This window comes from Klebsiella sp. GG_Kp173, from assembly GCF_040062415.1.
Taxonomy (GTDB): Bacteria; Pseudomonadota; Gammaproteobacteria; order Enterobacterales; family Enterobacteriaceae; genus Klebsiella; species Klebsiella quasipneumoniae.
The window spans coordinates 125,024-151,619 of record NZ_JBEAFZ010000004.1 but is presented as its reverse complement, the minus strand read 5'-3'; the positions used below and the strand labels follow the sequence as shown (position 1 = coordinate 151,619).

Sequence of the window (26,596 nt, the reverse complement as noted above, 5' to 3'; positions counted from 1 at the left end):
CCGATGGCAATGATCATGAAAGGGGCTTCGGCTCCTTTTTTTATATGATTGAATTACAAGAATGCAGAATTTTATGCTGTTTACTCTTTCAGTTGCTCTCCTCCCGTTAACAAAAAATGGATCAATTCCTGCTATCGCGCCTTTTCTCCGAGTATTTACTATTCTCTTTTCTTATCTCTGAAGCATTCCACCATATTTTCCTCTCTCCGCTTGTTTTTCTTCTTATTCCACTTAGAAAGCCCCTGTCGTGGCGAATTGCCTGCCTGCTGGCGAGCAGTTATGGTAGTGGCATGCAGTCCATTCACCTCAGTGCGGAGGGGTACCCCTTCGCATCGTGCGAGCGCGCGGAAATTGAGTTCCGCTGTCGTAAAACAATAAGCCTGGAGGCAAACCATGGAGATGTTGTCAGGAGCCGAGATGGTCGTCCAATCGCTTGTCGATCAGGGCGTCAAGCAAGTATTCGGCTATCCCGGAGGCGCAGTCCTCGATATCTATGATGCGTTACATACCCTTGGCGGTATCGATCATGTGCTGGTTCGCCACGAGCAGGCGGCGGTGCATATGGCGGATGGTCTGGCGCGAGCGACCGGGGAGGTAGGTGTGGTGCTGGTGACCTCAGGGCCTGGGGCGACGAACGCCATCACCGGTATCGCGACGGCCTATATGGACTCTATCCCGCTGGTGATCCTCTCAGGGCAAGTGGCGACATCGCTTATCGGCTACGATGCCTTCCAGGAGTGCGACATGGTGGGGATTTCCCGCCCGGTGGTGAAGCACAGTTTCCTGGTGAAGCAGACCGAAGATATTCCCGGCGTGCTGAAGAAAGCCTTCTGGTTAGCGGCCAGCGGTCGCCCCGGGCCGGTGGTGGTCGATCTGCCGAAGGATATACTCAATCCGGCGAAGAAACTGCCGTACGTCTGGCCAGACGCGGTCAGCATGCGCTCGTATAACCCGACGACCAGCGGCCATAAAGGCCAGATTAAACGCGCCCTGCAGACCCTGGTGGCGGCGAGTAAGCCGGTCGTCTACGTCGGCGGCGGGGCGATCAATGCGCAATGCGAACCACAGCTGCGCGAACTGGTGGAAAAGCTGAAGCTGCCGGTGGCCTCCTCCCTGATGGGGCTGGGCGCTTTCCCGGCGACGCACTCGCAGGCGTTGGGGATGCTGGGCATGCACGGCACCTATGAAGCCAACATGACCATGCACCATTCAGACGTGATTTTTGCCGTCGGCGTTCGCTTTGACGATCGGACCACCAATAACCTGGCCAAATACTGTCCGAACGCGACTGTGCTGCATATTGATATCGATCCGACCTCAATCTCGAAAACCGTGCCGGCAGATGTGCCGATCGTCGGCGATGCCCGGCTGGTGCTGGAACAGATGCTGGAGCTGCTGGAACAGGAAGAGGCGCAGCAGCCGCTGGACGATATTCGCGACTGGTGGCTGCAGATTGAGCAGTGGCGCGCCCGCCATTGTCTGCGCTACGACGACCAGAGCGATAAGATCAAACCGCAGGCGGTGATTGAAACGATCTGGCGACTGACCCAGGGCGATGCCTATGTCACTTCCGATGTGGGTCAGCACCAGATGTTCGCCGCCCTTTATTACCCCTTCGACAAACCGCGGCGCTGGATTAACTCCGGTGGTCTCGGCACCATGGGCTTTGGCCTACCGGCAGCGCTGGGGGTCAAAATGGCTCTGCCGGACGAAATGGTCGTCTGCGTGACCGGTGACGGCAGTATCCAGATGAATATTCAGGAACTTTCTACCGCGCTGCAATATGAACTGCCGGTCCTGGTGCTTAACCTCAACAACCGCTATCTGGGGATGGTGAAGCAGTGGCAGGATATGCTCTATTCCGGGCGCCACTCGCAGTCCTATATGGAGTCGCTGCCGGACTTTGTGCGTCTGGCGGAAGCCTATGGCCACGTTGGCATCCGCATCAGTGAGCCACAGGAGCTGGAGACGAAGCTTGCTGAAGCCCTGGAGCAGGTGCGACAGCGCCGGCTGGTGTTTGTCGATGTCACCGTCGACGGCAGTGAGCATGTGTACCCCATGCAGATCCGCGGCGGCGGCATGGATGAAATGTGGTTGAGCAAAACGGAGAGGACCTGATTATGCGCCGGATATTATCGGTATTACTGGAAAACGAATCGGGCGCATTGTCCCGCGTTATCGGCCTCTTTTCCCAGCGCGGCTATAATATAGAAAGCCTGACTGTCGCGCCGACAGACGATCCGACCCTCTCCAGGATGACCATCCAGACCGTGGGCGATGAAAAAGCGATCGAGCAGATTGAAAAGCAACTGCACAAGCTGGTGGATGTCCTGCGGGTCAGCGAACTGGGGCAGGGGGCTCATGTCGAACGTGAAATCATGCTGGTGAAGGTCCAGGCCAGCGGTTACGGCCGTGAAGAAGTGAAGCGCAACACCGAAATCTTTCGTGGACAGATTATCGACGTGACGCCTTCTATCTATACCGTCCAGCTCGCCGGCACCAGCGATAAGCTCGACGCCTTCCTGGCCTCGCTGCGCGATGTCGCTCGGATCGTGGAAGTGGCTCGCTCCGGCGTGGTCGGCCTGTCTCGCGGTGATAAAATCATGCGCTGAGGATCGGGAATTGATGCAAAAATAGCCCGGCAGCGACTGTCGGGCTTTTTTTTTGCGAAATCAGTAGGAACTGTAAGCGAAAGCGGTTGCTGCGCTAACTATTCTGCGTTTAGATGTTATAAAAAGGGTTCCATACCTGAATAATGGTTATGTTTGGCACTTCTTACCCAAGGGGCAATTGTGAAACTGGATGAAATCGCCCGGCTGGCCGGTGTTTCAAGAACCACCGCGAGCTATGTGATTAATGGCAAAGCGAAGCAGTACCGCGTAAGCGACAAGACGGTCGAAAAGGTGATGGCTGTCGTGCGAGAGCACAACTATCATCCGAATGCGGTCGCTGCTGGCCTGCGTGCAGGACGCACACGCTCTATCGGTCTGGTGATCCCGGATCTGGAAAACACCAGCTATACCCGCATTGCAAATTATCTGGAGCGGCAGGCGCGCCAGCGCGGCTATCAGCTGCTGATTGCCTGCTCGGAGGATCAGCCCGATAACGAAATGCGCTGTATCGAGCATCTGCTACAGCGCCAGGTGGACGCCATCATTGTTTCCACCTCGCTGCCGCCGGAGCACCCTTTCTACCAGCGCTGGGCTAACGATCCGTTTCCGATTGTCGCCCTCGACCGCGCCCTTGATCGCGAGCACTTCACCAGCGTCGTCGGCGCTGATCAGGATGACGCCGAGATGCTCGCCGCCGAGCTGCGGACTTTTCCAGGCGAAACGGTGCTTTATCTTGGCGCGCTGCCGGAACTGTCAGTGAGCTTCCTGCGCGAGCAAGGCTTCCGTAAAGCCTGGCAGGACGATCCGCGTGAGGTGCATTATCTCTATGCCAACAGCTATGAGCGAGAAGCGGCGGCCCAGCTGTTTGAAAAATGGCTTGAAACCCATCCGATGCCGCAGGCGCTGTTTACCACCTCTTTCCCGCTGCTGCAGGGCGTCATGGATGTGACGCTGCGCCGTGAGGGTAAACTGCCTTCCGAGCTGGCGATCGCCACCTTCGGCGATAATGAGCTGCTCGATTTCCTGCAGTGTCCGGTACTGGCCGTGGCCCAGCGCCATCGTGATGTTGCTGAGCGGGTGCTCGAGATCGTCCTCGCTAGCCTCGATGAACCGCGCAAGCCGAAGCCAGGCCTCAGCCGTATTCGTCGTAATCTTTATCGCCGCGGCAGCCTGAATCGCCGTTAAGGGCGCAATATCGTCAGCATCCAGGATTATTCCTGGCAGGCCTGCCAGAGAGCAGGCCGCTGGCGATAAATCAGGCAACTGACGTCCAGAATGCAAAACTGAATATATTTCAGACAAATCCCTAAACTTCTTTACGCGTTATTTTGTTTTATTCCCTGGCAATCGTTTTGTGACTCAAAACGGGACACAAAAAATGATTGTGCAGGCTTTAATTGTATTATTTTGTTACATTCACCAGGTTAATTGCTGAATTAACACCCATTTTGTTCGCCACTACCGTTCTCCCCTGCCTTATCCCGCGCCTGGTCCACCCCTCAGGCAGCAACAGGTACTGTTAACGGCCGGCATAATGGCCTAAAATGCCGCTCGCGTCGCAAACTGACACTTTATATTTTCCCGCCGAAGATATTTTGTTGTTTATAACTGTTACGAGTTTGTTGGTTATTTTCTTACACGTATTCATAACGTTAATTTGCCTCGCCTGTTGATGATTTTTTCATCAGGGCTAATGTCGGCTGTAAATAATGGGTTTTTGAGCTCCGTTGGCATTCGTGCTGGCTTGACAAGCTTTTCCTCCGCTCCGTAAACTCCTTCTGGTGGGAATTTGTGGGATAAAGTGGCGAAAAGGGGTGAGGCTGGCATGTTCCGTGGAGCAACGTTAGTCAATCTCGACAGCAAAGGCCGCCTGGCCGTGCCAACGCGTTATCGCGATGGGCTGATCGAGGACGCTGCCGGTCAATTGGTATGCACCATTGACATTCATCACCCGTGCCTGCTGCTTTATCCATTGCCTGAATGGGAAGTCATCGAGCAGAAATTGTCGCGTTTATCGAGCATGAATCCCGTTGAGCGGCGCGTACAGCGTTTGCTTCTGGGTCATGCCAGCGAATGTCAGATGGATAATGCCGGTCGCTTGCTGATTGCGCCGGTGTTACGGCAGCATGCCGGGCTGACAAAAGAAGTGATGCTGGTCGGGCAGTTTAATAAATTTGAACTGTGGGACGAAACGACCTGGTATCAACGGGTCAAGGAAGATATCGACGCTGAGCAGTCCGCGACCGGTGAACTGTCGGAGCGCCTGCAGGATTTGTCTTTATAAAAATGATGGAAAATTTTAAACACACTACGGTACTTCTGGATGAAGCCGTCAACGGCCTCAATATTCGTCCAGACGGTATCTATATTGATGGTACCTTTGGTCGCGGCGGTCACTCGCGCCTGATCCTCTCCCGGCTGGGAGCGGAAGGACGCTTGCTGGCAATCGATCGCGATCCACAGGCGATTGCCGTCGCGCAAACCATCGATGATCCCCGCTTTTCCATCGTACATGGTCCATTTTCACAGCTTGCTGATTATGTCGGCGAGCGCAATCTTACCGGTAAGATCGACGGCATTCTGCTCGATCTCGGCGTCTCTTCCCCACAGCTTGACGATGCGGAACGCGGTTTTTCCTTTATGCGCGACGGACCGCTGGATATGCGCATGGATCCGACGCGCGGTCAGTCTGCGGCCGAATGGTTGCAGACCGCTGAAGAAGCGGATATCGCCTGGGTGATTAAAACCTTCGGCGAAGAGCGTTTCGGCAAACGGATCGCCCGCGCGATCGTCGAACGTAATCGCATTGCACCGATGACTCGCACCAAAGAGCTGGCGGAGGTCATCGCCGCGGCTATGCCGGTAAAAGATAAGCACAAACATCCCGCGACCCGTACCTTCCAGGCGGTGCGCATTTGGGTAAACAGTGAACTGGAGGAGATAGAGCAGGCGCTAAAAAGCTCGCTCAGCGTGCTGGCCCCGGGCGGGCGGCTGTCGATCATTAGTTTTCATTCGCTGGAAGATCGCATTGTAAAGCGCTTTATGCGCGAGCAAAGCCGCGGTCCGCAGGTTCCGGCGGGAATACCGATGACCGAATCGCAGCTCAAAAAACTGGGCGGCCGTGAGTTACGAGCACTAGGCAAGTTGATGCCGGGCGAAGAAGAGGTGGCAGAGAATCCACGCGCCCGTAGTTCAGTGCTGCGTATTGCAGAGAGGACGAACGCATGATCGGCAGAGTGACAGAGGCCTTAAGCAAGGTTAAAGGGTCGATTGGAAGCAACGAGCGCCATGCTTTGCCTGGCGTGATCGGGGACGACCTTCTGCGGTTTGGGAAACTGCCACTCTGCCTGTTCATTTGCATCATTATTACGGCGATTACCGTGGTCACCACCGCGCACCACACGCGCCTGCTGACCGCGCAGCGTGAACAACTGGTTCTGGAACGCGACGCCCTGGACATTGAATGGCGCAACCTGATCCTCGAAGAGAACGCGCTCGGCGATCACAGTCGGGTTGAGCGGATCGCGACCGAGAAGTTGCAGATGCAGCACGTCGATCCATCCCAAGAAAATATCGTTGTACAGAAATAAGGATTATTGCGACGGATGAAAGCAGCGCCAAAAACGCCTAAAGCAAAACGTCAGGAAGAACAGGCCAACTTTATCAGTTGGCGTTTTGCGTTGCTGTGCGGCTGTATTCTACTGGCGCTGGCTTTTCTGCTGGGGCGGGTTGCCTGGCTACAAGTGGTCAGCCCGGACATGCTGGTGCGCCAGGGCGATATGCGTTCTCTGCGCGTACAGGAAGTATCCACCGCGCGCGGGATGATTACCGACCGCTCCGGTCGTCCGCTGGCGGTCAGCGTGCCGGTGAAGGCTATCTGGGCCGATCCAAAAGAACTTCATGATGCCGGCGGGGTAACCCTGGATACGCGCTGGAAGGCGCTGGCGGATGCCCTCAATATGCCGCTGGATCAGCTGGCGACGCGCATCAATACCAATCCGCGGATGCGTTTCATCTATCTGGCGCGTCAGGTTAACCCTGACATGGCCGACTACATCAAAAAACTGAAGCTGCCGGGCATTCATCTGCGTGAAGAATCCCGTCGTTACTATCCTTCCGGGGAAGTGACCGCTCACCTCATCGGCTTTACCAACGTCGACAGCCAGGGGATTGAAGGGGTCGAAAAGAGCTTTGATAAATGGCTTACCGGCCAGCCGGGCGAGCGTATCGTGCGTAAAGACCGCTATGGCCGGGTAATTGAAGACATCTCTTCCACCGACAGCCAGGCGGCGCACAACCTGGCGCTGAGCATCGACGAGCGCCTGCAGGCGCTGGTCTATCGTGAGCTGAACAACGCCGTGGCCTTTAACAAAGCCGAGTCCGGCAGCGCGGTGTTAGTGGACGTGAACACCGGCGAAGTGCTGGCGATGGCCAACAGCCCGTCCTACAACCCAAACAACTTTGCCGGCACGGCGAAAGACACCATGCGTAACCGCGCCATCACCGACGTGTTCGAACCGGGTTCGACGGTGAAGCCGATGGTGGTGATGACGGCGCTGCAGCGCGGTATCGTCAACGAAAATACCGTGCTCAATACCGTGCCTTATCGAATTAACGGCCACGAAATTAAAGACGTGGCGCGCTACAGCGAATTGACCCTGACCGGGGTGCTACAGAAGTCGAGTAACGTCGGTGTTTCTAAGCTGGCGTTAGCGATGCCGTCCTCAGCGTTAGTAGATACTTACTCACGTTTTGGGCTTGGAAAGGCGACCAATTTGGGGTTGGTCGGAGAACGCAGTGGCTTATATCCTCAAAAACAACGGTGGTCTGACATAGAGAGGGCCACCTTTTCTTTCGGCTACGGGCTAATGGTAACCCCGTTACAGTTAGCGCGAGTCTACGCAACGATTGGCAGCTACGGCATCTATCGCCCGCTGTCGATTACCAAAGTTGATCCACCGGTTCCGGGCGAACGTGTCTTCCCGGAATCACTCGTTCGTACCGTCGTTCATATGATGGAAAGCGTGGCGCTGCCTGGCGGCGGCGGCGTGAAGGCGGCGATCAAAGGCTATCGCATCGCGATTAAAACCGGTACGGCGAAAAAAGTGGGGCCGGATGGCCGCTACATCAATAAATATATTGCTTACACCGCAGGCGTTGCGCCCGCCAGCCATCCGCGCTTTGCGCTGGTGGTGGTGATCAACGACCCGCAGGCAGGTAAATACTACGGTGGTGCCGTTTCCGCGCCGGTGTTCGGTGCCATCATGGGCGGCGTATTGCGCACCATGAACATCGAGCCTGATGCGCTGGCAACGGGCGAAAAAAGTGAATTTGTAATTAATCAAGGCGAGGGAACAGGTGGCAGATCGTAATTTGCGCGACCTTCTCGCTCCATGGGTGCCAAACGCACCGGAGCGCATTCTGCGAGAGATGACGCTGGACAGCCGGGTGGCTGCTTCCGGCGATCTCTTTATCGCGGTACAGGGTCATCAGGCGGACGGGCGTCGTTATATCCCGCAGGCGATAGCGCAAGGTGTGGCTGCCATTATTGCTGAAGCCCAGGGCGAAGCTAAAGACGGTGAGATCCGTGAAATGCACGGCGTGCCGGTTATCTACCTGAGCCAGCTTAACGAACGCTTATCGGCGCTGGCCGGGCGTTTTTATCATCAGCCGTCGCAGCAACTGCGTCTGGTGGGCGTGACCGGTACCAACGGCAAAACCACCACCACCCAGCTTCTGGCGCAATGGGCGAAACTGCTCGGCGAAACCAGCGCGGTGATGGGGACCGTCGGCAACGGCCTGCTGGATAAAGTGGTGCCGAGCGAAAACACCACCGGTTCTGCGGTCGATGTTCAGCACGTGCTTTCCGGCCTGGTCGAGCAGGGTGCAACCTTCGGCGCGATGGAAGTCTCTTCCCACGGGCTGGTGCAGCACCGCGTGGCGGCCCTGCAGTTTGCCGCCTCGGTATTTACCAACCTGAGCCGCGACCACCTCGACTACCATGGCGACATGGCGCACTACGAAGCGGCAAAATGGCTGCTGTACTCCACCCACCATTGCGGTCAGGCCATCGTCAACGCTGACGATGAAGTCGGTCGTCGCTGGCTGGCGAAGCTGCCGGACGCGGTGGCGGTGTCGATGGAAGATCATATCAATCCGAACTGCCACGGCCGCTGGCTGAAGGCCACCGCGGTCAACTATCACGACAGCGGCGCCACCATCCAGTTTGACTCCAGCTGGGGCAACGGTGAAATCGAAAGCCGCCTGATGGGCGCCTTTAACGTTAGCAACCTCCTGTTGGCGCTGGCCACGCTGCTGGCGCTGGGCTATCCGCTGGCCGATCTGCTGAAAACTGCGGCGCGTTTACAGCCGGTATGCGGCCGTATGGAAGTGTTCAGCGCGCCCGGTAAACCGGCGGTGGTGGTGGATTATGCCCATACCCCTGACGCACTGGAAAAAGCACTGCGGGCCGCGCGCCTGCACTGCAGCGGCAAGCTGTGGTGCGTCTTCGGCTGCGGCGGAGACCGTGACAAAGGCAAGCGTCCGCTGATGGGGGCGATTGCAGAAGAGTTCGCCGATATCGTGGTCGTCACTGACGACAACCCGCGTACCGAAGAACCGCGGGCGATTATCAACGATATTCTGGCCGGCATGCTCGATGCAGGTCATGCAAAAGTGATGGAAGGCCGTGCGGAAGCGGTGACCAACGCCGTGATGCAGGCGCAGGAGAACGACGTGGTGCTGGTGGCGGGTAAAGGCCATGAAGATTACCAGATCGTCGGTAACCGTCGTCTGGATTATTCCGACCGCGTCACCGTCGCGCGTCTGCTGGGAGCGGTAGCATGATTCGCTTTACGTTAAGCCAGCTCGCCGCGATCGCCCATGGCGAACGGCAGGGTAGCGATATCGCTATCGATGAGGTGACCACCGACACCCGTAAAGTCACAGCGGGCTGCCTGTTTGTGGCGCTAAAAGGCGAGCGTTTCGACGCCCATGATTTTGCCGAACAGGCGAAAGCGGCAGGCGCCGGCGCGCTGCTGGTGAGCCGTCCGCTGGCCTGCGATCTCCCGCAGGTGATCGTGAAAGATACCCGGCAGGCTTTCGGCGAGTTAGCCGCCTGGGTCCGTCAGCAGGTGCCGACCCGCGTCGTCGCCCTAACCGGCTCGTCAGGTAAAACCTCGGTCAAAGAGATGACCGCGGCGATCCTCAGCCAGTGCGGCAACACGCTGTATACCGCCGGCAACCTGAACAACGATATCGGCGTACCGATGACTCTGCTGCGTCTGACCAAAGAACATCAGTACGCGGTGATTGAGCTCGGCGCCAACCACCAGGGCGAAATCGCCTGGACCGTCAGCCTGACGCGTCCTGAAGCGGCGCTGGTCAACAACCTTGCCGCCGCGCACCTTGAAGGTTTCGGCTCGCTGGCGGGCGTGGCGAAGGCGAAGGGCGAAATCTATACCGGTCTGCCGGAAAACGGCATCGCCATTCTCAATGCCGACAACAACGACTGGCTGAACTGGCAGGCAGTGATTGGCGATCGCAAAGTGTGGCGCTTCTCACCGAATGCGGCCAACAGCGATTTCACTGCGACTAACGTGCAGATCACCAGCCACGGCACCGAATTTACGCTGCAGACTCCAACCGGTAACGTTGATGTACTGCTGCCGCTGCCGGGACGCCACAACATCGCTAACGCGCTGGCGGCGACCTCGCTGGCGATGGCGGTAGGCGCCGATCTGGCGGCGGTGAAAGCCGGTCTGGCGCAGCTGCAGGCCGTTCCGGGACGTCTGTTCCCGATCCGCCTGACCGAGAGCCAGCTGCTGCTGGATGACTCCTATAACGCTAACGTCGGTTCGATGACCGCGGCGGTGCAGGTCCTGTCAGAGATGCCCGGCTTCCGGACGATGGTGGTCGGCGATATGGCCGAACTTGGCGCGGAAAGCGCGGCTTGCCACCGTGAAGTCGGCGAAGCGGCGAAAGCGGCAGGCCTGGATCGCGTTCTCAGCGTCGGCGCCTTGAGCGCGGATATCAGCCACGCCAGCGGCGTGGGCGAACATTTTAACGATAAAGCCGCCGTGGTGGCTCGCCTGCGCGAGCTGCTGGCTGAGCATATGATAATGACCATTTTAGTGAAGGGTTCACGTAGTGCCGCCATGGAAGAGGTAGTACGCGCATTACAGGAGACTGGGACATGTTAGTATGGCTGGCCGAACATTTGGTCAAATATTATTCCGGCTTTAACGTCTTTTCGTATCTGACGTTTCGCGCCATCGTCAGCCTGCTGACCGCGCTGTTCATCTCTCTGTGGATGGGCCCGCGCATGATCGCCCGTCTGCAAAAACTCTCCTTCGGCCAGGTGGTTCGTAACGACGGTCCGGAGTCTCATTTCAGTAAGCGCGGTACCCCGACCATGGGGGGGATCATGATCCTCACCGCGATCACCGTGTCGGTGCTGCTGTGGGCTTACCCGTCCAACCCGTATGTCTGGTGTGTGCTGACGGTGCTGATCGGCTACGGCATCATCGGCTTCGTTGATGACTACCGTAAAGTGGTGCGCAAAGACACCAAAGGCCTGATCGCCCGCTGGAAGTACTTCTGGATGTCGGTGATTGCCCTTGGGGTCGCCTTTGCCCTGTATCTGGCGGGGAAAGACACCCCGGCGACCGAGCTGGTGGTGCCGTTCTTTAAAGACGTCATGCCGCAGCTGGGGCTGTTCTATATCCTGCTGGCCTACTTCGTGATCGTCGGCACCGGCAACGCGGTTAACCTGACCGACGGTCTCGACGGCCTGGCGATCATGCCCACCGTCTTCGTCGCGGCGGGTTTTGCGCTGGTGGCGTGGGCGACCGGTAACATGAATTTCGCCAACTACCTGCACATTCCTTATCTGCGCCACGCCGGCGAACTGGTGATCGTCTGTACGGCGATCGTCGGCGCGGGGCTGGGCTTTCTGTGGTTTAACACCTACCCGGCGCAGGTCTTTATGGGCGACGTCGGTTCGCTGGCGCTCGGCGGCGCGCTGGGCATTATCGCCGTGCTGCTGCGTCAGGAATTCCTGCTGGTGATTATGGGCGGCGTTTTCGTGGTGGAGACCCTGTCGGTGATCCTGCAGGTTGGCTCCTTTAAGCTGCGCGGTCAGCGTATCTTCCGCATGGCGCCGATCCACCACCACTATGAACTGAAAGGCTGGCCGGAGCCGCGCGTTATCGTGCGCTTCTGGATTATTTCGCTGATGCTGGTGCTGATTGGCCTGGCGACGCTGAAGGTACGTTAATCATGGCAGATTATCAGGGTAAAAAAGTCGTCATTATTGGGCTGGGCATGACCGGCCTGTCATGCGTGGACTTTTTCATGGCGCGCGGCGTAACCCCGCGCGTGATGGACACCCGCGTCGCGCCTCCTGGGCTGGATAAATTGCCTGAATCGGTCGAATGCCATGTCGGCGGCCTCAATGATACCTGGCTGCTGGCGGCGGATCTGATTGTCGCCAGTCCTGGCATCGCGCTGGCCCATCCTTCGTTGAGTGCGGCGGCAGACGCTGGTGTAGAGATCGTTGGCGATATCGAACTGTTCTGCCGCGAAGCGCAGGCGCCGATCATCGCCATTACCGGCTCGAACGGCAAAAGCACCGTCACCACCCTGGTGGGCGAGATGGCGAAAGCGGCCGGGATTAACGTCGGCGTGGGCGGCAATATCGGCCTGCCGGCGCTGATGCTGCTGGATACCGATCGTGAGCTGTATGTCCTGGAGCTCTCCAGCTTCCAGCTGGAAACCACCTCCAGACTGCAGGCGGTGGCGGCAACCATCCTCAACGTGACTGAGGACCATATGGACCGCTATCCGCTGGGGCTGCAGCAGTATCGCGCGGCGAAGCTGCGGATTTACGAGAATGCGAAGACCTGCGTGGTCAACGCGGACGATGCGCTCACCATGCCGGTACGCGGCGCGGACGATCGCTGCATCAGCTTTGGTATCGACGTCGGTGACTATCACCTTAACCGTCAGCAGGGCGAGACCTGGCTGCGCGTAAAAGGTGAGAAAGTCCTCAATGTGAAAGAGATGTCTATCACGGGTCAGCATAACTACAGCAACGCCCTGGCGGCGCTGGCGCTGGCCGATGCCGCGGGTCTGCCGCGTGCCAGCAGCCTGAAGGCGCTGACCACCTTTACCGGCCTGGCGCATCGCTTCCAGCTGGTGCTGGATCACAACGGCGTGCGCTGGATTAACGACTCGAAGGCAACCAACGTCGGCAGTACCGAGGCGGCGCTGAACGGCCTGCAGCTTGATGGCACGCTGTATCTGCTGCTGGGCGGCGACGGCAAGTCCGCTGATTTCACTCCGCTGAAGCGCTACCTTGGCGGCGATCGTATCCGTCTGTACTGCTTTGGTCGCGACGGCGCCGAGCTCGCCGAGCTGCGTCCTGAGGTGGCGGTACAAACTGAAACCATGGAGCAGGCGATGCGTCAGATAGCGCCCCTGGTGAAGGCGGGCGATATGGTTCTCCTGTCGCCAGCCTGTGCCAGCCTGGATCAGTTTAAGAACTTTGAACAACGGGGCGAGATGTTTGCCCGCCTGGCGAAGGAGTTAGGTTGATGCGTTTCTCTCTCCCACGCCTGAGAATGCCGCAGCTGAGCTTGCCTCGGTTGAGACTGCCGCGACTGCCGGGGATGTTTATCTTCGCCTGGCTGTTCGCCGCGCTGAAAGGCTGGGTGATGGGCTCGCGCCCAAAAGATAACGACAGTCTGGTGATGTATGACCGGATGCTGCTGTGGCTGACCTTCGGCCTGGCGGCGATCGGCTTTATTATGGTGACCTCGGCGTCAATGCCGGTGGGACAGCGCCTGGCGAACGATCCTTTCCTCTTCGCCAAACGTGACGGCCTGTACATTGTGCTGGCCTTTGTCCTCGCGCTGGTGACGCTGCGCCTGCCGATGGATTTCTGGCAGCGCCACAGTACCGCGATGCTGATCGCCTCGATCGTCATGCTGCTGATCGTGCTGGTGGTGGGTAGCTCGGTAAACGGCGCATCGCGCTGGATCGCCCTCGGTCCGCTGCGCATCCAGCCGGCGGAGTTCACCAAGCTGTCGCTGTTCTGCTACATCGCCAACTATCTGGTGCGCAAAGCCGACGAAGTGCGCAACAATCTGCGCGGCTTCTTAAAACCGATGGGCGTGATTTTCGTGCTGGCGATCCTGCTGCTGGCGCAGCCTGACCTCGGTACGGTGGTGGTGCTGTTCGTCACCACGCTGGCGATGCTGTTCCTCGCCGGCGCCAAGTTGTGGCAGTTCATCGCTATTATCGGCATGGGCATCTCGGCGGTGGTCCTGTTGATCCTCGCCGAACCGTACCGTATTCGCCGCGTGACCTCCTTCTGGAACCCGTGGGAAGACCCGTTCGGCAGCGGCTATCAGCTGACCCAGTCGCTGATGGCCTTTGGCCGCGGCGAGATGTGGGGGCAGGGACTCGGCAACTCGGTGCAAAAACTGGAGTATTTGCCGGAAGCGCACACTGACTTTATCTTCGCCATCATCGGCGAAGAACTCGGTTATATCGGTGTGGTACTGGCGCTTTTAATGGTATTCTTCGTCGCTTTCCGCGCCATGTCGATTGGCCGAAAAGCGCTGGAGATCGATCATCGCTTCTCCGGCTTCCTCGCCTGTGCGATTGGTATCTGGTTTAGCTTCCAGGCGTTAGTTAACGTCGGGGCGGCGGCGGGGATGCTGCCGACGAAAGGTTTGACGCTGCCGCTGATCAGTTATGGTGGTTCCAGTCTGCTGATTATGTCGACGGCCATCATGTTGTTGTTGCGAATTGATTATGAAACGCGTCTGGAAAAAGCCCAGGCGTTTACACGGGGTGTTCGATGAGCGGTCAGGAAAAGCGGTTGATGGTGATGGCGGGCGGTACCGGCGGGCATGTGTTCCCGGGACTGGCGGTCGCACACTATCTAATGGACCAGGGCTGGCAGGTTCGCTGGCTGGGTACCGCCGATCGTATGGAAGCGGATTTAGTGCCGAAAAACGGCATCGAGATTGATTTTATCCGTATCTCCGGCCTGCGTGGCAAAGGGATTAAAGCACAGCTGCTGGCGCCGGTGCGGATCTTCAACGCCTGGCGTCAGGCGCGGGCGATCATGAAGCGTTTCCAGCCGGACGTGGTGCTGGGCATGGGCGGCTATGTGTCCGGGCCTGGCGGCCTGGCGGCGTGGTCGCTGGGGATCCCGGTGGTCCTCCACGAACAAAACGGCATTGCCGGCCTGACCAACAAATGGCTGGCGAAGATTGCGAAGAAAGTGATGCAGGCGTTTCCCGGCGCCTTTCCGCATGCGGACGTGGTCGGGAATCCGGTGCGCACAGATGTGCTGGCGCTGCCGCTGCCGGGGCAGCGTCTGGTGGGCCGTCAGGGGCCGATTCGCGTGCTGGTGGTCGGTGGCTCTCAGGGCGCGCGCGTCCTGAACCAGACCATGCCGCAGGTGGCGGCGAAGCTCGGCGATACGGTGACCATCTGGCATCAGAGCGGTAAAGGCGGCCAGCAAACCGTACAGCAGGCCTATGCCGCCGCGGGGCAGCCGCAGCATAAAGTGACGGAATTTATTGATGATATGGCCGCGGCGTATGCCTGGGCAGATGTTGTGGTATGCCGTTCCGGCGCCCTGACGGTTAGCGAAATCGCGGCTGCGGGCTTACCGGCGCTGTTTGTACCGTTCCAGCACAAAGATCGTCAGCAGTACTGGAATGCGCTGCCGCTGGAGAAAGCCGGCGCGGCGAAAATTCTCGAACAGCCGGCGTTCACGGTTGAGGCGGTAGCCTCTACTCTGGCGAGCTGGGATCGGGAAACCTTGCTGGATATGGCGGAACGAGCGCGTGGCGCTTCGATTCCGGACGCTACCGAGCGGGTAGCAGAAGAGGTCAGCGCCGTAGCTTTGGCGCGCTAATTGCGGTGATTTTCACCGCCCGAATACAGAAGTTGATGGCGTAAAGAATGAATACACAAGATTTGGCAAAACTGCGTTCCATAGTGCCCGAGATGCGTCGCGTCCGGCACATTCACTTTGTCGGCATCGGCGGTGCCGGTATGGGCGGTATTGCCGAAGTGTTGGCTAACGAAGGTTATCAGATCAGCGGCTCCGACCTGGCGCCGAATCCGGTGACCCAGCAGCTGTCGCAGCTTGGCGCCACTATTTATTTCAACCATCGCCCGGAAAACGTGCGCGATGCCAGCGTGGTCGTAGTTTCCAGCGCGATTTCCGCCGATAACCCGGAAATCGTCGCCGCGCACGAGGCGCGTATCCCGGTGATCCGTCGTGCGGAAATGCTGGCGGAGCTGATGCGCTTCCGTCACGGGATCGCCATTGCCGGGACCCATGGCAAAACCACCACCACCGCGATGGTATCCAGTATTTACGCCGAAGCCGGGCTGGACCCGACTTTCGTCAACGGCGGGTTGGTGAAAGCGGCGGGCGTCCATGCGCGCCTCGGCCATAGCCGTTACCTGATTGCGGAAGCGGATGAGAGCGATGCATCGTTCCTGCACCTGCAGCCGATGGTGGCCATTGTTACCAACATCGAAGCCGACCACATGGACACCTACCATGGCGATTTCGAGAATCTGAAGCAGACCTTTATTAACTTCCTGCACAACCTGCCGTTCTACGGACGCGCGGTGATGTGTGTGGATGACCCGGTGATCCGAGAACTGCTGCCGCGCGTCGGCCGGCAGATCACCACCTACGGTTTTAGCGACGACGCCGACGTCCGCGTAGAAGACTACCGTCAGGTTGGAGCGCAGGGGCATTTCCGCCTGGTGCGTCAGGATAAAGAACTGCTGCAGGTGACGCTCAATGCCCCGGGACGCCATAACGCGCTGAACGCGGCGGCGGCGGTCGCCGTGGCGACGGAAGAGGGGATTGACGATCAGGCTATCCTGCGCGCGCTGGAAAGCTTCCAGGGTACCGGCCGTCGTTTCGACTTCCTTGGCGAATATCCGCTGACGGAAGTCAACGGCAAAGCGGGCAGCGCGATGCTGATCGATGACTATGGCCACCACCCGACGGAAGTCGACGCCACTATCAAAGCGGCGCGTGCCGGCTGGCCGGATAAAAATCTGGTCATGGTATTCCAGCCGCACCGTTATACCCGTACTCGCGATCTGTACGATGATTTCGCCAACGTGCTGACCCAGGTCGATGCGCTGCTGATGCTCGATGTCTACCCGGCAGGCGAAGCGCCGATCCCGGGTGCCGACAGCCGCTCGCTGTGCCGTACAATCCGTGGTCGCGGTAAAGTTGACCCGATTCTGGTGTCCGACCCGACGCAGGCCGCGGCGATGCTGGCGTCGGTGCTGACCGGCAACGATTTAGTGCTGGTGCAGGGGGCCGGAAACATTGGAAAAATCGCCCGTCACCTGGCTGAAATCAAACTGATCCCGCAAAAAACGGAGGAGGAGCGCCATGGCTGATAAAATCGCGGTGCTTTTCGGTGGAACCTCCGCTGAACGTGAAGTGTCGCTGAATTCAGGCGCCGCGGTGCTGGCCGGGCTGCGTGAAGCCGGGGTGGATGCCCATCCGGTTGACCCGCGCGATGTCGATATTACCCAGTTGAAAAAGCTGGGCTTTAAGAAAGCGTTTATTGCCCTCCACGGCCGCGGCGGGGAAGATGGCACGCTGCAGGGGCTGCTGGATCTGATCCAGCTGCCTTATACCGGCAGCGGCGTGATGGCTTCGGCGATTTCAATGGATAAACTGCGCAGCAAATGGCTGTGGCAGGGGGCCGGATTACCGGTCGCGCCGTGGGTGGCGCTGAGCCGCGGCCAGTTTAGCGCCGGATTGTCTGCTGATGTCGAACAGCAGATTGCGGCGCTGGGTCTGCCGCTCATCATCAAGCCCAGCCGCGAAGGCTCCAGCGTTGGGATGTCGAAAGTCAGCGAAAGCTGTGATTTAGCGAGTGCACTGGCGTTGGCTTTTCAGCATGATGATGAAGTTTTAGTCGAAAAATGGCTCAGTGGGCCGGAATTTACCGTCGCCATCGTCGGTGAAGAAATTTTACCGTCAATACGTATCCAGACGGCTGGAACCTTCTATGATTATGAGGCGAAGTATCTCTCTGATGAGACGCAATATTTCTGCCCAGGATTGGAGGATCCAGCGCGTGAGGCAGCCATTCAAAGCCTGGTGCTTAAAGCCTGGAATGTTCTGGGTTGCAAAGGCTGGGGCCGTATTGACGTCATGCTGGACAGCGATGGCCAGTTTTATCTGCTGGAAGCGAATACTTCTCCGGGCATGACCAGCCATAGCCTTGTACCGATGGCGGCGCGTCAGGCAGGAATGAGCTTCTCCCAGCTTGTTGTACGAATTCTGGACCTGGCGGGGTGATATGTCGCAGGCTGCGCTGAATACGCGGAACCATGAAGAGGACGTTTCTTCTTCGCGTCGGAGTAATGGAACGCGGCTGGCAGGGATCGTTTTCCTGCTGGCGGTGCTGTTTACCGTGCTGGTCAGCGGGTGGATGGTTCTTGGCTGGATGGAAGACGCGCAGCGTTTACCGCTGTCGAAGATGGTGGTGACCGGCGAGCGTCACTATACGCGCAATGATGACATCCGCCAGGCGATCCTGGCGCTGGGTTCGCCGGGCACCTTTATGACTCAGGACGTGAACATCATTCAGAGTCAGATTGAACGTCTGCCGTGGATTAAGCAGGCGAGCGTCCGAAAGCAGTGGCCCGATGAATTGAAGATTCATCTGGTTGAATATGTGCCGATTGCGCGCTGGAATGATCAACATATGGTGGATGCAGAGGGAAATGCCTTCAGCGTGCCGGCGGATCGCACCAGCAAACAGAATTTACCGATGTTATACGGCCCGGAAGGCAGCGAGAACGAAGTGCTGCAAGGGTATCGTGACATGGGGCAGGTGCTGGCAAAGGATAAATTCACGTTGAAAGTGGCGGCGATGACCGCCCGTCGCTCCTGGCAGTTGACGCTTAATAATGACATTAAGCTCAACCTTGGTCGTGGCGACACCATGAAACGGCTTCAGCGCTTTATGGAACTCTACCCGGTTCTTCAGCAGCAGGCGCAGACCGACGGCAAACGGATTAGCTACGTTGATTTGCGTTATGACTCGGGTGCGGCAGTGGGCTGGGTACCTGCTCCCGCAGAGGAAACTAATCAACAACAGAATCAGGCACAGGCAGAACAACAATGATCAAGGCGACGGACAGAAAACTGGTAGTTGGACTGGAGATTGGCACCGCCAAGGTGGCCGCTTTAGTAGGGGAAGTTCTGCCCGACGGCATGATTAATATCATCGGCGTGGGCAGTTGCCCATCGCGTGGTATGGATAAAGGCGGTGTGAACGACCTCGAGTCGGTGGTGAAATGCGTACAGCGCGCCATCGACCAGGCCGAACTGATGGCTGATTGCCAGATTTCATCAGTTTATTTGGCTCTTTCGGGTAAACATATAAGCTGTCAGAATGAAATCGGGATGGTACCGATTTCGGAAGAAGAAGTGACGCTGGACGACGTCGAAAACGTGGTCCATACCGCGAAGTCGGTTCGCGTCCGCGATGAGCATCGCGTCCTGCACGTGATTCCGCAGGAATACGCCATTGACTACCAGGAAGGGATTAAAAACCCGGTTGGGCTGTCCGGCGTGCGCATGCAGGCGAAGGTGCATCTGATTACCTGCCATAACGATATGGCGAAAAACATTGTTAAAGCGGTGGAACGTTGTGGTCTGAAAGTTGACCAACTTATTTTCGCCGGTTTAGCGGCCAGTTATTCCGTATTAACAGAAGACGAACGTGAGCTGGGCGTCTGCGTGGTGGATATTGGTGGTGGTACAATGGATATCGCCGTATATACCGGCGGCGCGCTGCGTCACACCAAAGTGATCCCGTACGCGGGCAACGTGGTGACCAGCGATATCGCCTATGCCTTCGGGACGCCGCCGAGCGACGCCGAAGCCATCAAGGTTCGTCACGGTTGCGCATTGGGTTCCATCGTCGGTAAGGACGAAAACGTCGAAGTACCGAGCGTAGGCGGACGGCCGCCGCGTAGCCTGCAACGTCAGACGCTGGCTGAGGTGATTGAACCGCGCTATACCGAACTGCTTAATCTGGTCAATGAAGAGATCCTGCAGCTGCAGGAACAGCTCCGCCAGCAGGGGGTGAAACACCATCTGGCGGCGGGGATTGTGTTAACCGGCGGCGCGGCGCAAATTGAAGGTCTGGCGGCCTGTGCGCAGCGCGTGTTCCATACCCAGGTGCGCATTGGCGCGCCGCTGAACATCACCGGTTTAACGGACTATGCCCAGGAGCCGTATTATTCGACGGCGGTGGGGCTGCTGCACTACGGAAAAGAGTCACATCTGAGTGGTGAAGCGGAAGTCGAAAAACGCGTGACGGCGTCGGTGGGCTCGTGGATTAAGCGACTCAACAGCTGGCTGCGAAAAGAGTTTTAATTTTTTAAGAGAACGCAGACAATTAGCGTTCTCAGGCGACAGGCACAAGACGGAGAGAAACTATGTTTGAACCTATGGAACTGACCAACGACGCGGTGATTAAAGTCATCGGCGTCGGTGGCGGCGGCGGTAATGCCGTTGAACACATGGTGCGCGAGCGCATTGAGGGTGTTGAATTCTTCGCGGTGAACACCGATGCGCAGGCGCTGCGTAAAACGGCTGTTGGCCAGACTATCCAGATCGGTAGCGGTATTACCAAAGGTCTGGGCGCTGGCGCGAACCCGGAAGTCGGCCGTAATGCGGCGGACGAAGACCGTGAAGCGCTGCGTGCGGCCCTTGATGGCGCAGACATGGTGTTCATCGCGGCAGGCATGGGCGGCGGTACCGGTACCGGCGCGGCGCCTGTTGTTGCCGAAGTGGCTAAGGATCTGGGGATCCTCACCGTTGCGGTGGTCACTAAGCCGTTTAATTTTGAAGGTAAGAAGCGCATGGCGTTTGCTGAGCAGGGGATCACCGAGCTGTCCAAGCACGTTGACTCACTGATCACCATCCCAAACGACAAGCTGCTGAAAGTACTTGGCCGCGGTATTTCTCTGCTTGACGCGTTCGGCGCGGCAAACGACGTCCTCAAAGGCGCGGTGCAGGGTATCGCTGAACTGATCACCCGTCCGGGTCTGATGAACGTTGACTTCGCGGACGTCCGTACCGTGATGTCTGAAATGGGCTACGCGATGATGGGCTCCGGCGTGGCGAGCGGTGAAGACCGTGCGGAAGAAGCGGCTGAAATGGCCATCTCTTCTCCGCTGCTGGAAGATATCGACCTGTCCGGTGCGCGCGGCGTGCTGGTTAACATCACCGCGGGCTTCGACCTGCGTCTGGATGAGTTCGAAACCGTGGGTAACACTATCCGCGCATTTGCCTCGGATAACGCCACCGTGGTTATCGGTACCTCTCTGGACCCGGATATGAACGACGAACTGCGCGTCACCGTAGTGGCGACCGGTATCGGCATGGACAAGCGTCCGGAAATTACCCTGGTGACCAACAAACAGGTTCAGCAGCCGGTGATGGATCGCTACCAGCAGCACGGTATGTCCCCGCTGACGCAAGAGCAGAAGCCGGCGGCAAAAGTGGTGAACGACAATACGCCGCAAACCGCGAAAGAGCCGGATTATCTGGATATCCCAGCCTTCCTGCGTAAGCAAGCCGATTAAGAATCGACTGGAAGTTGGGCATCTGCGCTCTTTGTGCTAAACTGGCCTCCCGATAGTGTTGTACACTTCGGTTGGATAGGTAAATTGGCGAGATTATACGATGATCAAACAAAGGACTCTTAAACGTATCGTTCAGGCGACTGGTGTCGGTTTGCATACCGGCAAGAAAGTAACACTGACGTTACGCCCTGCGCCGGCAAATACCGGGGTCATCTATCGTCGCACCGACTTGAATCCACCGGTAGATTTTCCGGCTGATGCCAAATCTGTGCGTGATACCATGCTCTGTACTTGCCTGGTTAATGAGCATGACGTGCGGATTTCTACGGTTGAACACCTGAACGCCGCATTGGCTGGCCTGGGTATCGACAACATTATTGTTGAAGTCGATGCACCGGAAATCCCGATTATGGACGGCAGTGCGGCTCCGTTCGTTTATCTGTTGCTGGACGCCGGCATCGATGAACTGAACTGCGCCAAGAAATTTGTACGTATCAAAGAGACGGTTCGCGTCGAAGATGGCGACAAATGGGCTGAATTCAAACCGTACAATGGTTTTTCGCTGGACTTCACCATCGATTTTAACCATCCGGCGATTGATGCCAGCACCCAGCGCTATACGCTGAACTTCTCGGCCGATGCGTTCATGCGTCAGATTAGCCGTGCGCGTACCTTCGGTTTCATGCGCGATATCGAATATCTGCAGTCCCGTGGCCTGTGCCTGGGCGGCAGCTTCGATTGTGCCATCGTTGTTGACGATTATCGCGTACTGAACGAAGACGGTCTGCGCTTTGAAGACGAATTTGTTCGCCACAAAATGCTGGATGCGATCGGTGACCTGTTTATGTGTGGTCACAACATTATCGGCGCATTCACGGCGTACAAATCGGGTCACGCGTTGAACAACAAACTGCTGCAGGCTGTTCTGGCAAAACAGGAAGCCTGGGAGTATGTGACCTTCGAAGACGACGCAAAATTGCCAATGGCGTTCCGCGCACCGTCGATGGTTCTGGCGTAAGCCTGACCATTCAGTAAATTCGACTGGTAACCTGGTACTCTCTCCGACCAGGGAACCAGTCGTTTTTCTTTTATAGCCTCTTCCCGTTATTTTTCGCTGCGATCGCTGGGTAATAATTAGCGCGCGTTCGCTGCTTTATTAAGCGTTTTCCCAGGGCAACGGCCTTCATTCATGCTGCCTCAGCGCGCTATTAATGTTAGTATTTGAGCGCAAAATTATTTCTCCGGGTTGCTTTACCCCGTGGACATCAGGTTGTCCTGCGAAAAACGTCAATAAAGAGACAGCCTGAACGACGACGGGTATACCAAAGAAAGGTAATGAACGTGAGTGGATTGCTGACGCGCTGGCGACAGTTTGGCAGACGGTATTTTTGGCCGCATCTCCTGTTGGGGATGGTCGCGGCCAGCCTCGGCCTGCCTGCGCTTAGCAACGGCCATGAGACCGCGACGCCAGCAAAGGCGACCGCCAGCAACCACAACCCGAGTAAAGTTAATTTCTCCCAGCTGGCGCTGCTGGAGACGAATCGCCGGCCCAACTTTACCGTCGACTACTGGCATCAGCATGCCATTCGCACCGTTATTCGTCATCTCTCTTTCGCCATGGCGCCGCAGGCGTTGCCGGTGGTGGAAGAAGCGTCTCCGCTGCAGGCGCAGCATCTGGCGCTGCTCGACACGCTCAGCGCGCTGCTGACGCAGGACAGTACGCCGCCGGTAGTGATCCGCCAGGCGGCGTATATCCCTTCCTCATATTCTGCCTTCCGCGTCAGCGCCTGGATAAGCCAGGTAGCGGGGATCCGCGCAGGCCCTCAACGTCTCAGCTGAAAATAACCACGGACCATCCTATTTTTTGTGACTCCGCACCGCGGGGCGTTTGAGATTTTATTATGCTTATTAAAATGTTAACTAAGGTTTTCGGCAGCCGTAACGACCGTACGCTGCGTCGTATGCGCAAAGTCGTCAATATCATCAACGGTATGGAACCGGCGATGGAAAAACTCTCTGATGACGAGCTGAAAGCGAAAACCGCTGAATTCCGCGCGCGCCTGGAAAAAGGCGAAGTGCTGGAAAACCTGATCCCTGAAGCGTTCGCCGTCGTTCGCGAAGCCAGTAAGCGTGTGTTCGGCATGCGCCACTTCGACGTCCAGCTGCTGGGCGGTATGGTGCTTAACGATCGCTGCATCGCCGAGATGCGTACCGGTGAAGGTAAAACCCTGACCGCGACCCTGCCGGCCTACCTCAATGCGCTGACCGGCAAAGGCGTTCACGTGGTGACCGTCAACGACTATCTGGCGCAGCGTGACGCCGAAAATAACCGCCCGCTGTTTGAATTCCTCGGCATGACGGTTGGCATCAACATGTCCGGCCTGCCGGCGCCGGCGAAGCGTGAAGCCTACGCTGCCGATATCACCTATGGCACCAACAACGAATACGGCTTCGACTACCTGCGCGACAACATGGCCTTCAGCCCGGAAGAGCGCGTTCAGCGTAAACTGCACTATGCGCTGGTGGATGAGGTGGACTCCATCCTGATCGATGAGGCGCGTACGCCGCTGATCATTTCCGGCCCGGCGGAAGACAGCTCTGAAATGTACCGTAAGGTCAACAAGATCATTCCGCACCTGATCCGTCAGGAAAAAGAAGATTCGGACACCTTCACCGGCGAAGGCCACTTCTCGGTGGATGAAAAAGCGCGTCAGGTTAACTTGACCGAACGTGGTCTGGTGCTGATTGAAGAGCTACTGGTACAGGAAGGCATTATGGATGAAGGTGAGTCCCTGTACTCCCCGACCAACATTATGCTGATGCACCACGTCACCGCCGCGCTGCGCGCCCATGCGCTGTTCACCCGCGACGTTGACTACATTGTTAAAGATGGCGAAGTTATCATCGTCGATGAGCACACTGGTCGTACAATGCAGGGCCGCCGCTGGTCCGATGGTCTGCACCAGGCCGTTGAGGCCAAAGAGGGCGTGGAGATCCAGAACGAGAACCAGACCCTGGCCTCTATCACCTTCCAGAACTATTTCCGTCTATATGAGAAACTGGCGGGGATGACCGGTACCGCCGATACCGAAGCCTTTGAATTCAGCTCTATCTATAAGCTGGATACCGTGGTCGTGCCGACCAACCGTCCGATGATCCGTAAAGACATGGCGGATCTGGTCTATATGACCGAAGCGGAAAAAATTCAGGCGATTATCGAAGATATCAAAACCCGTACCGCAGCCGGTCAGCCGGTGTTGGTGGGGACAATCTCGATCGAAAAATCGGAAGTGGTTTCCCGTGAGCTGACCAAAGCCGGCATTAAGCACAACGTTCTGAACGCCAAGTTCCATGCCAGCGAAGCGGATATCGTCGCTCAGGCAGGCTATCCTTCCGCGGTGACCATCGCTACCAACATGGCGGGCCGTGGTACCGATATTATGCTCGGCGGTAGCTGGCAGGCGGAAGTCGCGGCGCTGGAAAATCCAACGCCTGAGCAGATTGAAAAAATCAAAGCCGACTGGCAGGTGCGCCACGATGCGGTACTGGCCGCAGGCGGCCTGCACATTATCGGTACCGAGCGTCATGAATCACGCCGTATCGATAACCAGCTGCGCGGCCGTGCCGGTCGTCAGGGGGATGCCGGTTCTTCCCGCTTCTACCTGTCGATGGAAGACGCCCTGATGCGTATCTTCGCCTCCGATCGCGTTTCCGGCATGATGCGTAAACTGGGAATGAAACCCGGCGAAGCCATTGAGCACCCGTGGGTCACCAAGGCTATCGCCAACGCGCAGCGTAAAGTCGAGAGCCGTAACTTCGATATTCGTAAGCAGTTGCTGGAATATGATGATGTGGCCAACGACCAGCGCCGGGCAATTTACACCCAGCGTAACGAACTGCTGGACGTGTCTGACGTCAGCGAAACCATCAACAGCATCCGCGAAGACGTGTTTAAGGCGACTATCGATGCCCATATTCCGCCGCAGTCGCTGGAGGAGATGTGGGATATCGAAGGCCTGCAGGAGCGTCTGAAAAACGACTTCGACCTCGACCTGCCAATCAAAGAGTGGCTGGATAAAGAGCCGGAGCTGCATGAAGAGACCCTGCGCGAACGTATTCTGCAGAGCGCGGTAGAGACCTACCAGCGTAAAGAAGAAGTGGTCGGCGCTGAAATGATGCGCCACTTCGAGAAAGGCGTGATGCTCCAGACTCTGGATTCACTGTGGAAAGAACATCTGGCGGCGATGGACTACCTGCGCCAGGGTATCCACCTGCGCGGCTATGCGCAGAAAGATCCGAAGCAGGAGTACAAGCGCGAATCGTTCTCTATGTTTGCCGCGATGCTGGAGTCACTGAAGTATGAAGTGATCAGCACCCTGAGCAAAGTGCAGGTGCGGATGCCGGAAGAAGTCGAGGCGATGGAGCAGCAACGTCGTGAAGAGGCCGAGCGCCTGGCGCAGATGCAGCAGCTCAGCCATCAGAGCGATGATGAAGCCGCTGCACAGGATCTGGCGGCACAAACCGGCGAACGTAAAGTGGGGCGTAACGATCCTTGCCCGTGCGGTTCCGGTAAAAAATACAAACAGTGCCATGGCCGTCTGAGCTAAGGGCTGATAAAAAAACAAAGGCGCAGAGTTCTGCGCCTTTTTTATGGAGCTGATTCAATGAAAAAACTGCAAATCGCCGTAGGGATAATTCGCAATCCAGAAGGCGACATCTTTATTACCCAGCGCGCCGCGGATGCCCATATGGCGAATAAGCTGGAGTTCCCGGGCGGGAAGATTGAATCTGATGAAACGCCGGAGCAGGCGTTGATCCGCGAGCTGCAGGAAGAGGTGGGAATTACGGCCACTACCTTTTCACTATTTGATAAGCTGGAGTATCAGTTCCCCGATCGCCACATTACGCTGTGGTTTTTCCTCGTGGAAAGCTGGGAAGGCGAGCCCTGGGGTAAAGAGGGGCAGCCGGGACAGTGGATGACGCGGCAGGCGCTGGATCCGGAAGCGTTTCCCCCGGCGAATGAACCGGTTATCCGCAAACTTATCGCCCAGGGCTGAACCCCAGGTTGGGAGGCTAACCCAACTGGCGTTGGGTTAGCGTGCCGTCAAATCAGGGCTGCTGTTCGCTCCAGTCATCGCTGTCGGAGAGATCGCCCGCGCTGGGGATGCGCTTCTCCTCTGCTGCCCATTCTCCCAAATCGATCAGCTGGCAGCGTTTGCTACAAAACGGACGATAGGGGCTTTGTTCGCCCCATACCACGTTTTTGCCGCAGGTCGGACAATTGACGATGGTCTCTTCTGACATGT

23 protein-coding genes are annotated in these 26,596 nt (G+C 57.5%); 22 read left to right on the top strand and 1 reads right to left on the bottom strand.

Annotated features, from left to right (window positions below):
- The first annotated feature begins 393 nt into the window (after positions 1-393).
- The 22 genes from ilvI (at position 394) to mutT (ending at position 26,347) form a co-directional block, all read left to right on the top strand.
- Positions 394-2,118: an acetolactate synthase 3 large subunit gene (gene ilvI / locus ABLU50_RS04855; RefSeq protein WP_017901190.1), complete on the top strand. Its 1,725-nt coding sequence runs from the start codon at positions 394-396 to the stop codon at positions 2,116-2,118.
- A gap of 2 nt (positions 2,119-2,120) precedes the next feature.
- Positions 2,121-2,612, top strand: coding sequence for an acetolactate synthase small subunit (gene ilvN / locus ABLU50_RS04850; RefSeq protein WP_002888536.1), 492 nt, complete (start codon positions 2,121-2,123; stop codon positions 2,610-2,612).
- Positions 2,613-2,792: 180 nt separating this feature from the next.
- The gene (gene cra, locus ABLU50_RS04845; protein ID WP_004145952.1) at positions 2,793-3,797 is read left to right on the top strand and encodes a catabolite repressor/activator; all 1,005 of its coding nucleotides are present in this window, start codon (positions 2,793-2,795) and stop codon (positions 3,795-3,797) included.
- A 640-nt stretch (positions 3,798-4,437) separates the two neighbouring features.
- Positions 4,438-4,896, top strand: a complete 459-nt coding sequence (mraZ, locus tag ABLU50_RS04840) for a division/cell wall cluster transcriptional repressor MraZ (protein ID WP_004204327.1) — start codon at positions 4,438-4,440, stop codon at positions 4,894-4,896.
- A 2-nt stretch (positions 4,897-4,898) separates the two neighbouring features.
- Complete coding sequence (rsmH, locus tag ABLU50_RS04835) at positions 4,899-5,840, top strand: 16S rRNA (cytosine(1402)-N(4))-methyltransferase RsmH (protein ID WP_017901189.1); 942 nt, start codon at positions 4,899-4,901, stop codon at positions 5,838-5,840.
- Complete coding sequence (ftsL, locus tag ABLU50_RS04830) at positions 5,837-6,202, top strand: cell division protein FtsL (RefSeq protein ID WP_002888550.1); 366 nt, start codon at positions 5,837-5,839, stop codon at positions 6,200-6,202. The genes rsmH and ftsL overlap by 4 nt, the downstream gene beginning before the upstream one ends.
- A 15-nt stretch (positions 6,203-6,217) precedes the next feature.
- Positions 6,218-7,984, top strand: a complete 1,767-nt coding sequence (locus ABLU50_RS04825; protein WP_004204330.1) for a peptidoglycan glycosyltransferase FtsI — start codon at positions 6,218-6,220, stop codon at positions 7,982-7,984.
- Positions 7,971-9,458: a UDP-N-acetylmuramoyl-L-alanyl-D-glutamate--2,6-diaminopimelate ligase gene (gene murE / locus ABLU50_RS04820; protein WP_087833109.1), complete on the top strand. Its 1,488-nt coding sequence runs from the start codon at positions 7,971-7,973 to the stop codon at positions 9,456-9,458. Before ABLU50_RS04825 ends, murE begins: the two co-directional genes overlap by 14 nt.
- Positions 9,455-10,813, top strand: a complete 1,359-nt coding sequence (murF, locus tag ABLU50_RS04815) for a UDP-N-acetylmuramoyl-tripeptide--D-alanyl-D-alanine ligase (RefSeq protein ID WP_087833108.1) — start codon at positions 9,455-9,457, stop codon at positions 10,811-10,813. The genes murE and murF overlap by 4 nt, the downstream gene beginning before the upstream one ends.
- The gene (gene mraY / locus ABLU50_RS04810; RefSeq protein ID WP_004204335.1) at positions 10,807-11,889 is read left to right on the top strand and encodes a phospho-N-acetylmuramoyl-pentapeptide-transferase; all 1,083 of its coding nucleotides are present in this window, start codon (positions 10,807-10,809) and stop codon (positions 11,887-11,889) included. The genes murF and mraY overlap by 7 nt, the downstream gene beginning before the upstream one ends.
- 2 nt (positions 11,890-11,891) lie before the next feature.
- Positions 11,892-13,208: a UDP-N-acetylmuramoyl-L-alanine--D-glutamate ligase gene (murD, locus tag ABLU50_RS04805; RefSeq protein ID WP_087833107.1), complete on the top strand. Its 1,317-nt coding sequence runs from the start codon at positions 11,892-11,894 to the stop codon at positions 13,206-13,208.
- The gene (gene ftsW, locus ABLU50_RS04800; RefSeq protein WP_004204337.1) at positions 13,208-14,482 is read left to right on the top strand and encodes a cell division protein FtsW; all 1,275 of its coding nucleotides are present in this window, start codon (positions 13,208-13,210) and stop codon (positions 14,480-14,482) included. Before murD ends, ftsW begins: the two co-directional genes overlap by 1 nt.
- Positions 14,479-15,549: an undecaprenyldiphospho-muramoylpentapeptide beta-N-acetylglucosaminyltransferase gene (murG, locus tag ABLU50_RS04795; RefSeq protein WP_017901186.1), complete on the top strand. Its 1,071-nt coding sequence runs from the start codon at positions 14,479-14,481 to the stop codon at positions 15,547-15,549. Before ftsW ends, murG begins: the two co-directional genes overlap by 4 nt.
- 47 nt (positions 15,550-15,596) lie before the next feature.
- Entirely contained in the window at positions 15,597-17,072 is a 1,476-nt protein-coding gene (gene murC / locus ABLU50_RS04790; RefSeq protein WP_017901185.1) for a UDP-N-acetylmuramate--L-alanine ligase, read from the top strand.
- The gene (locus ABLU50_RS04785; RefSeq protein WP_087833106.1) at positions 17,065-17,985 is read left to right on the top strand and encodes a D-alanine--D-alanine ligase; all 921 of its coding nucleotides are present in this window, start codon (positions 17,065-17,067) and stop codon (positions 17,983-17,985) included. The genes murC and ABLU50_RS04785 overlap by 8 nt, the downstream gene beginning before the upstream one ends.
- Before the next feature lies 1 nt (position 17,986).
- On the top strand, positions 17,987-18,817 hold the full coding sequence (gene ftsQ / locus ABLU50_RS04780; RefSeq protein WP_004204342.1) for a cell division protein FtsQ: 831 nt from the start codon (positions 17,987-17,989) through the stop codon (positions 18,815-18,817).
- Complete coding sequence (gene ftsA, locus ABLU50_RS04775; protein WP_004204343.1) at positions 18,814-20,076, top strand: cell division protein FtsA; 1,263 nt, start codon at positions 18,814-18,816, stop codon at positions 20,074-20,076. The genes ftsQ and ftsA overlap by 4 nt, the downstream gene beginning before the upstream one ends.
- 62 nt (positions 20,077-20,138) lie before the next feature.
- Positions 20,139-21,290 (top strand): cell division protein FtsZ, encoded by a 1,152-nt coding sequence (ftsZ, locus tag ABLU50_RS04770; protein ID WP_002888628.1) that lies wholly within the window; start codon positions 20,139-20,141, stop codon positions 21,288-21,290.
- Positions 21,291-21,390: 100 nt separating this feature from the next.
- Complete coding sequence (gene lpxC / locus ABLU50_RS04765) at positions 21,391-22,308, top strand: UDP-3-O-acyl-N-acetylglucosamine deacetylase (RefSeq protein WP_002888632.1); 918 nt, start codon at positions 21,391-21,393, stop codon at positions 22,306-22,308.
- A gap of 323 nt (positions 22,309-22,631) precedes the next feature.
- Complete coding sequence (secM, locus tag ABLU50_RS04760) at positions 22,632-23,129, top strand: secA translation cis-regulator SecM (RefSeq protein WP_205425892.1); 498 nt, start codon at positions 22,632-22,634, stop codon at positions 23,127-23,129.
- A 62-nt stretch (positions 23,130-23,191) separates the two neighbouring features.
- Positions 23,192-25,897 carry a preprotein translocase subunit SecA gene (secA, locus tag ABLU50_RS04755; RefSeq protein ID WP_004204346.1) on the top strand — a complete coding sequence of 902 codons (2,706 nt, stop codon included), beginning with the start codon at positions 23,192-23,194 and terminating at the stop codon, positions 25,895-25,897.
- Positions 25,898-25,954: 57 nt separating this feature from the next.
- Entirely contained in the window at positions 25,955-26,347 is a 393-nt protein-coding gene (mutT, locus tag ABLU50_RS04750) for an 8-oxo-dGTP diphosphatase MutT (protein ID WP_017901183.1), read from the top strand.
- Between the two features lie 52 nt (positions 26,348-26,399).
- Here the strand turns inward: mutT and yacG are convergent, their stop codons facing one another.
- A complete protein-coding gene (yacG, locus tag ABLU50_RS04745; RefSeq protein ID WP_004204348.1) occupies positions 26,400-26,594 on the bottom strand; it encodes a DNA gyrase inhibitor YacG in 195 nt (64 codons plus the stop codon).
- Between the last annotated feature and the right edge of the window lie 2 nt (positions 26,595-26,596).

Excerpts from the sequence above, each read along its gene's own strand:
- ABLU50_RS04825 (WP_004204330.1), top strand. The coding sequence starts at position 6,218 with ATGAAAGCAGCGCCAAAAACGCCTAAAGCAAAACGTCAGGAAGAACAG.
- mutT (WP_017901183.1), top strand. The coding sequence starts at position 25,955 with ATGAAAAAACTGCAAATCGCCGTAGGGATAATTCGCAATCCAGAAGGC.
- secA (WP_004204346.1), top strand. The coding sequence starts at position 23,192 with ATGCTTATTAAAATGTTAACTAAGGTTTTCGGCAGCCGTAACGACCGT.
- mraY (WP_004204335.1), top strand. The coding sequence starts at position 10,807 with ATGTTAGTATGGCTGGCCGAACATTTGGTCAAATATTATTCCGGCTTT.
- ftsW (WP_004204337.1), top strand. The coding sequence starts at position 13,208 with ATGCGTTTCTCTCTCCCACGCCTGAGAATGCCGCAGCTGAGCTTGCCT.
- ABLU50_RS04785 (WP_087833106.1), top strand. The coding sequence starts at position 17,065 with ATGGCTGATAAAATCGCGGTGCTTTTCGGTGGAACCTCCGCTGAACGT.
- ftsZ (WP_002888628.1), top strand. The coding sequence starts at position 20,139 with ATGTTTGAACCTATGGAACTGACCAACGACGCGGTGATTAAAGTCATC.
- ilvI (WP_017901190.1), top strand. The coding sequence starts at position 394 with ATGGAGATGTTGTCAGGAGCCGAGATGGTCGTCCAATCGCTTGTCGAT.
- murG (WP_017901186.1), top strand. The coding sequence starts at position 14,479 with ATGAGCGGTCAGGAAAAGCGGTTGATGGTGATGGCGGGCGGTACCGGC.
- murD (WP_087833107.1), top strand. The coding sequence starts at position 11,892 with ATGGCAGATTATCAGGGTAAAAAAGTCGTCATTATTGGGCTGGGCATG.
- yacG (WP_004204348.1), bottom strand. The coding sequence starts at position 26,594 with ATGTCAGAAGAGACCATCGTCAATTGTCCGACCTGCGGCAAAAACGTG.
- lpxC (WP_002888632.1), top strand. The coding sequence starts at position 21,391 with ATGATCAAACAAAGGACTCTTAAACGTATCGTTCAGGCGACTGGTGTC.
- ftsQ (WP_004204342.1), top strand. The coding sequence starts at position 17,987 with ATGTCGCAGGCTGCGCTGAATACGCGGAACCATGAAGAGGACGTTTCT.
- ftsL (WP_002888550.1), top strand. The coding sequence starts at position 5,837 with ATGATCGGCAGAGTGACAGAGGCCTTAAGCAAGGTTAAAGGGTCGATT.
- mraZ (WP_004204327.1), top strand. The coding sequence starts at position 4,438 with ATGTTCCGTGGAGCAACGTTAGTCAATCTCGACAGCAAAGGCCGCCTG.
- murF (WP_087833108.1), top strand. The coding sequence starts at position 9,455 with ATGATTCGCTTTACGTTAAGCCAGCTCGCCGCGATCGCCCATGGCGAA.
- ftsA (WP_004204343.1), top strand. The coding sequence starts at position 18,814 with ATGATCAAGGCGACGGACAGAAAACTGGTAGTTGGACTGGAGATTGGC.
- rsmH (WP_017901189.1), top strand. The coding sequence starts at position 4,899 with ATGATGGAAAATTTTAAACACACTACGGTACTTCTGGATGAAGCCGTC.
- murC (WP_017901185.1), top strand. The coding sequence starts at position 15,597 with ATGAATACACAAGATTTGGCAAAACTGCGTTCCATAGTGCCCGAGATG.
- ilvN (WP_002888536.1), top strand. The coding sequence starts at position 2,121 with ATGCGCCGGATATTATCGGTATTACTGGAAAACGAATCGGGCGCATTG.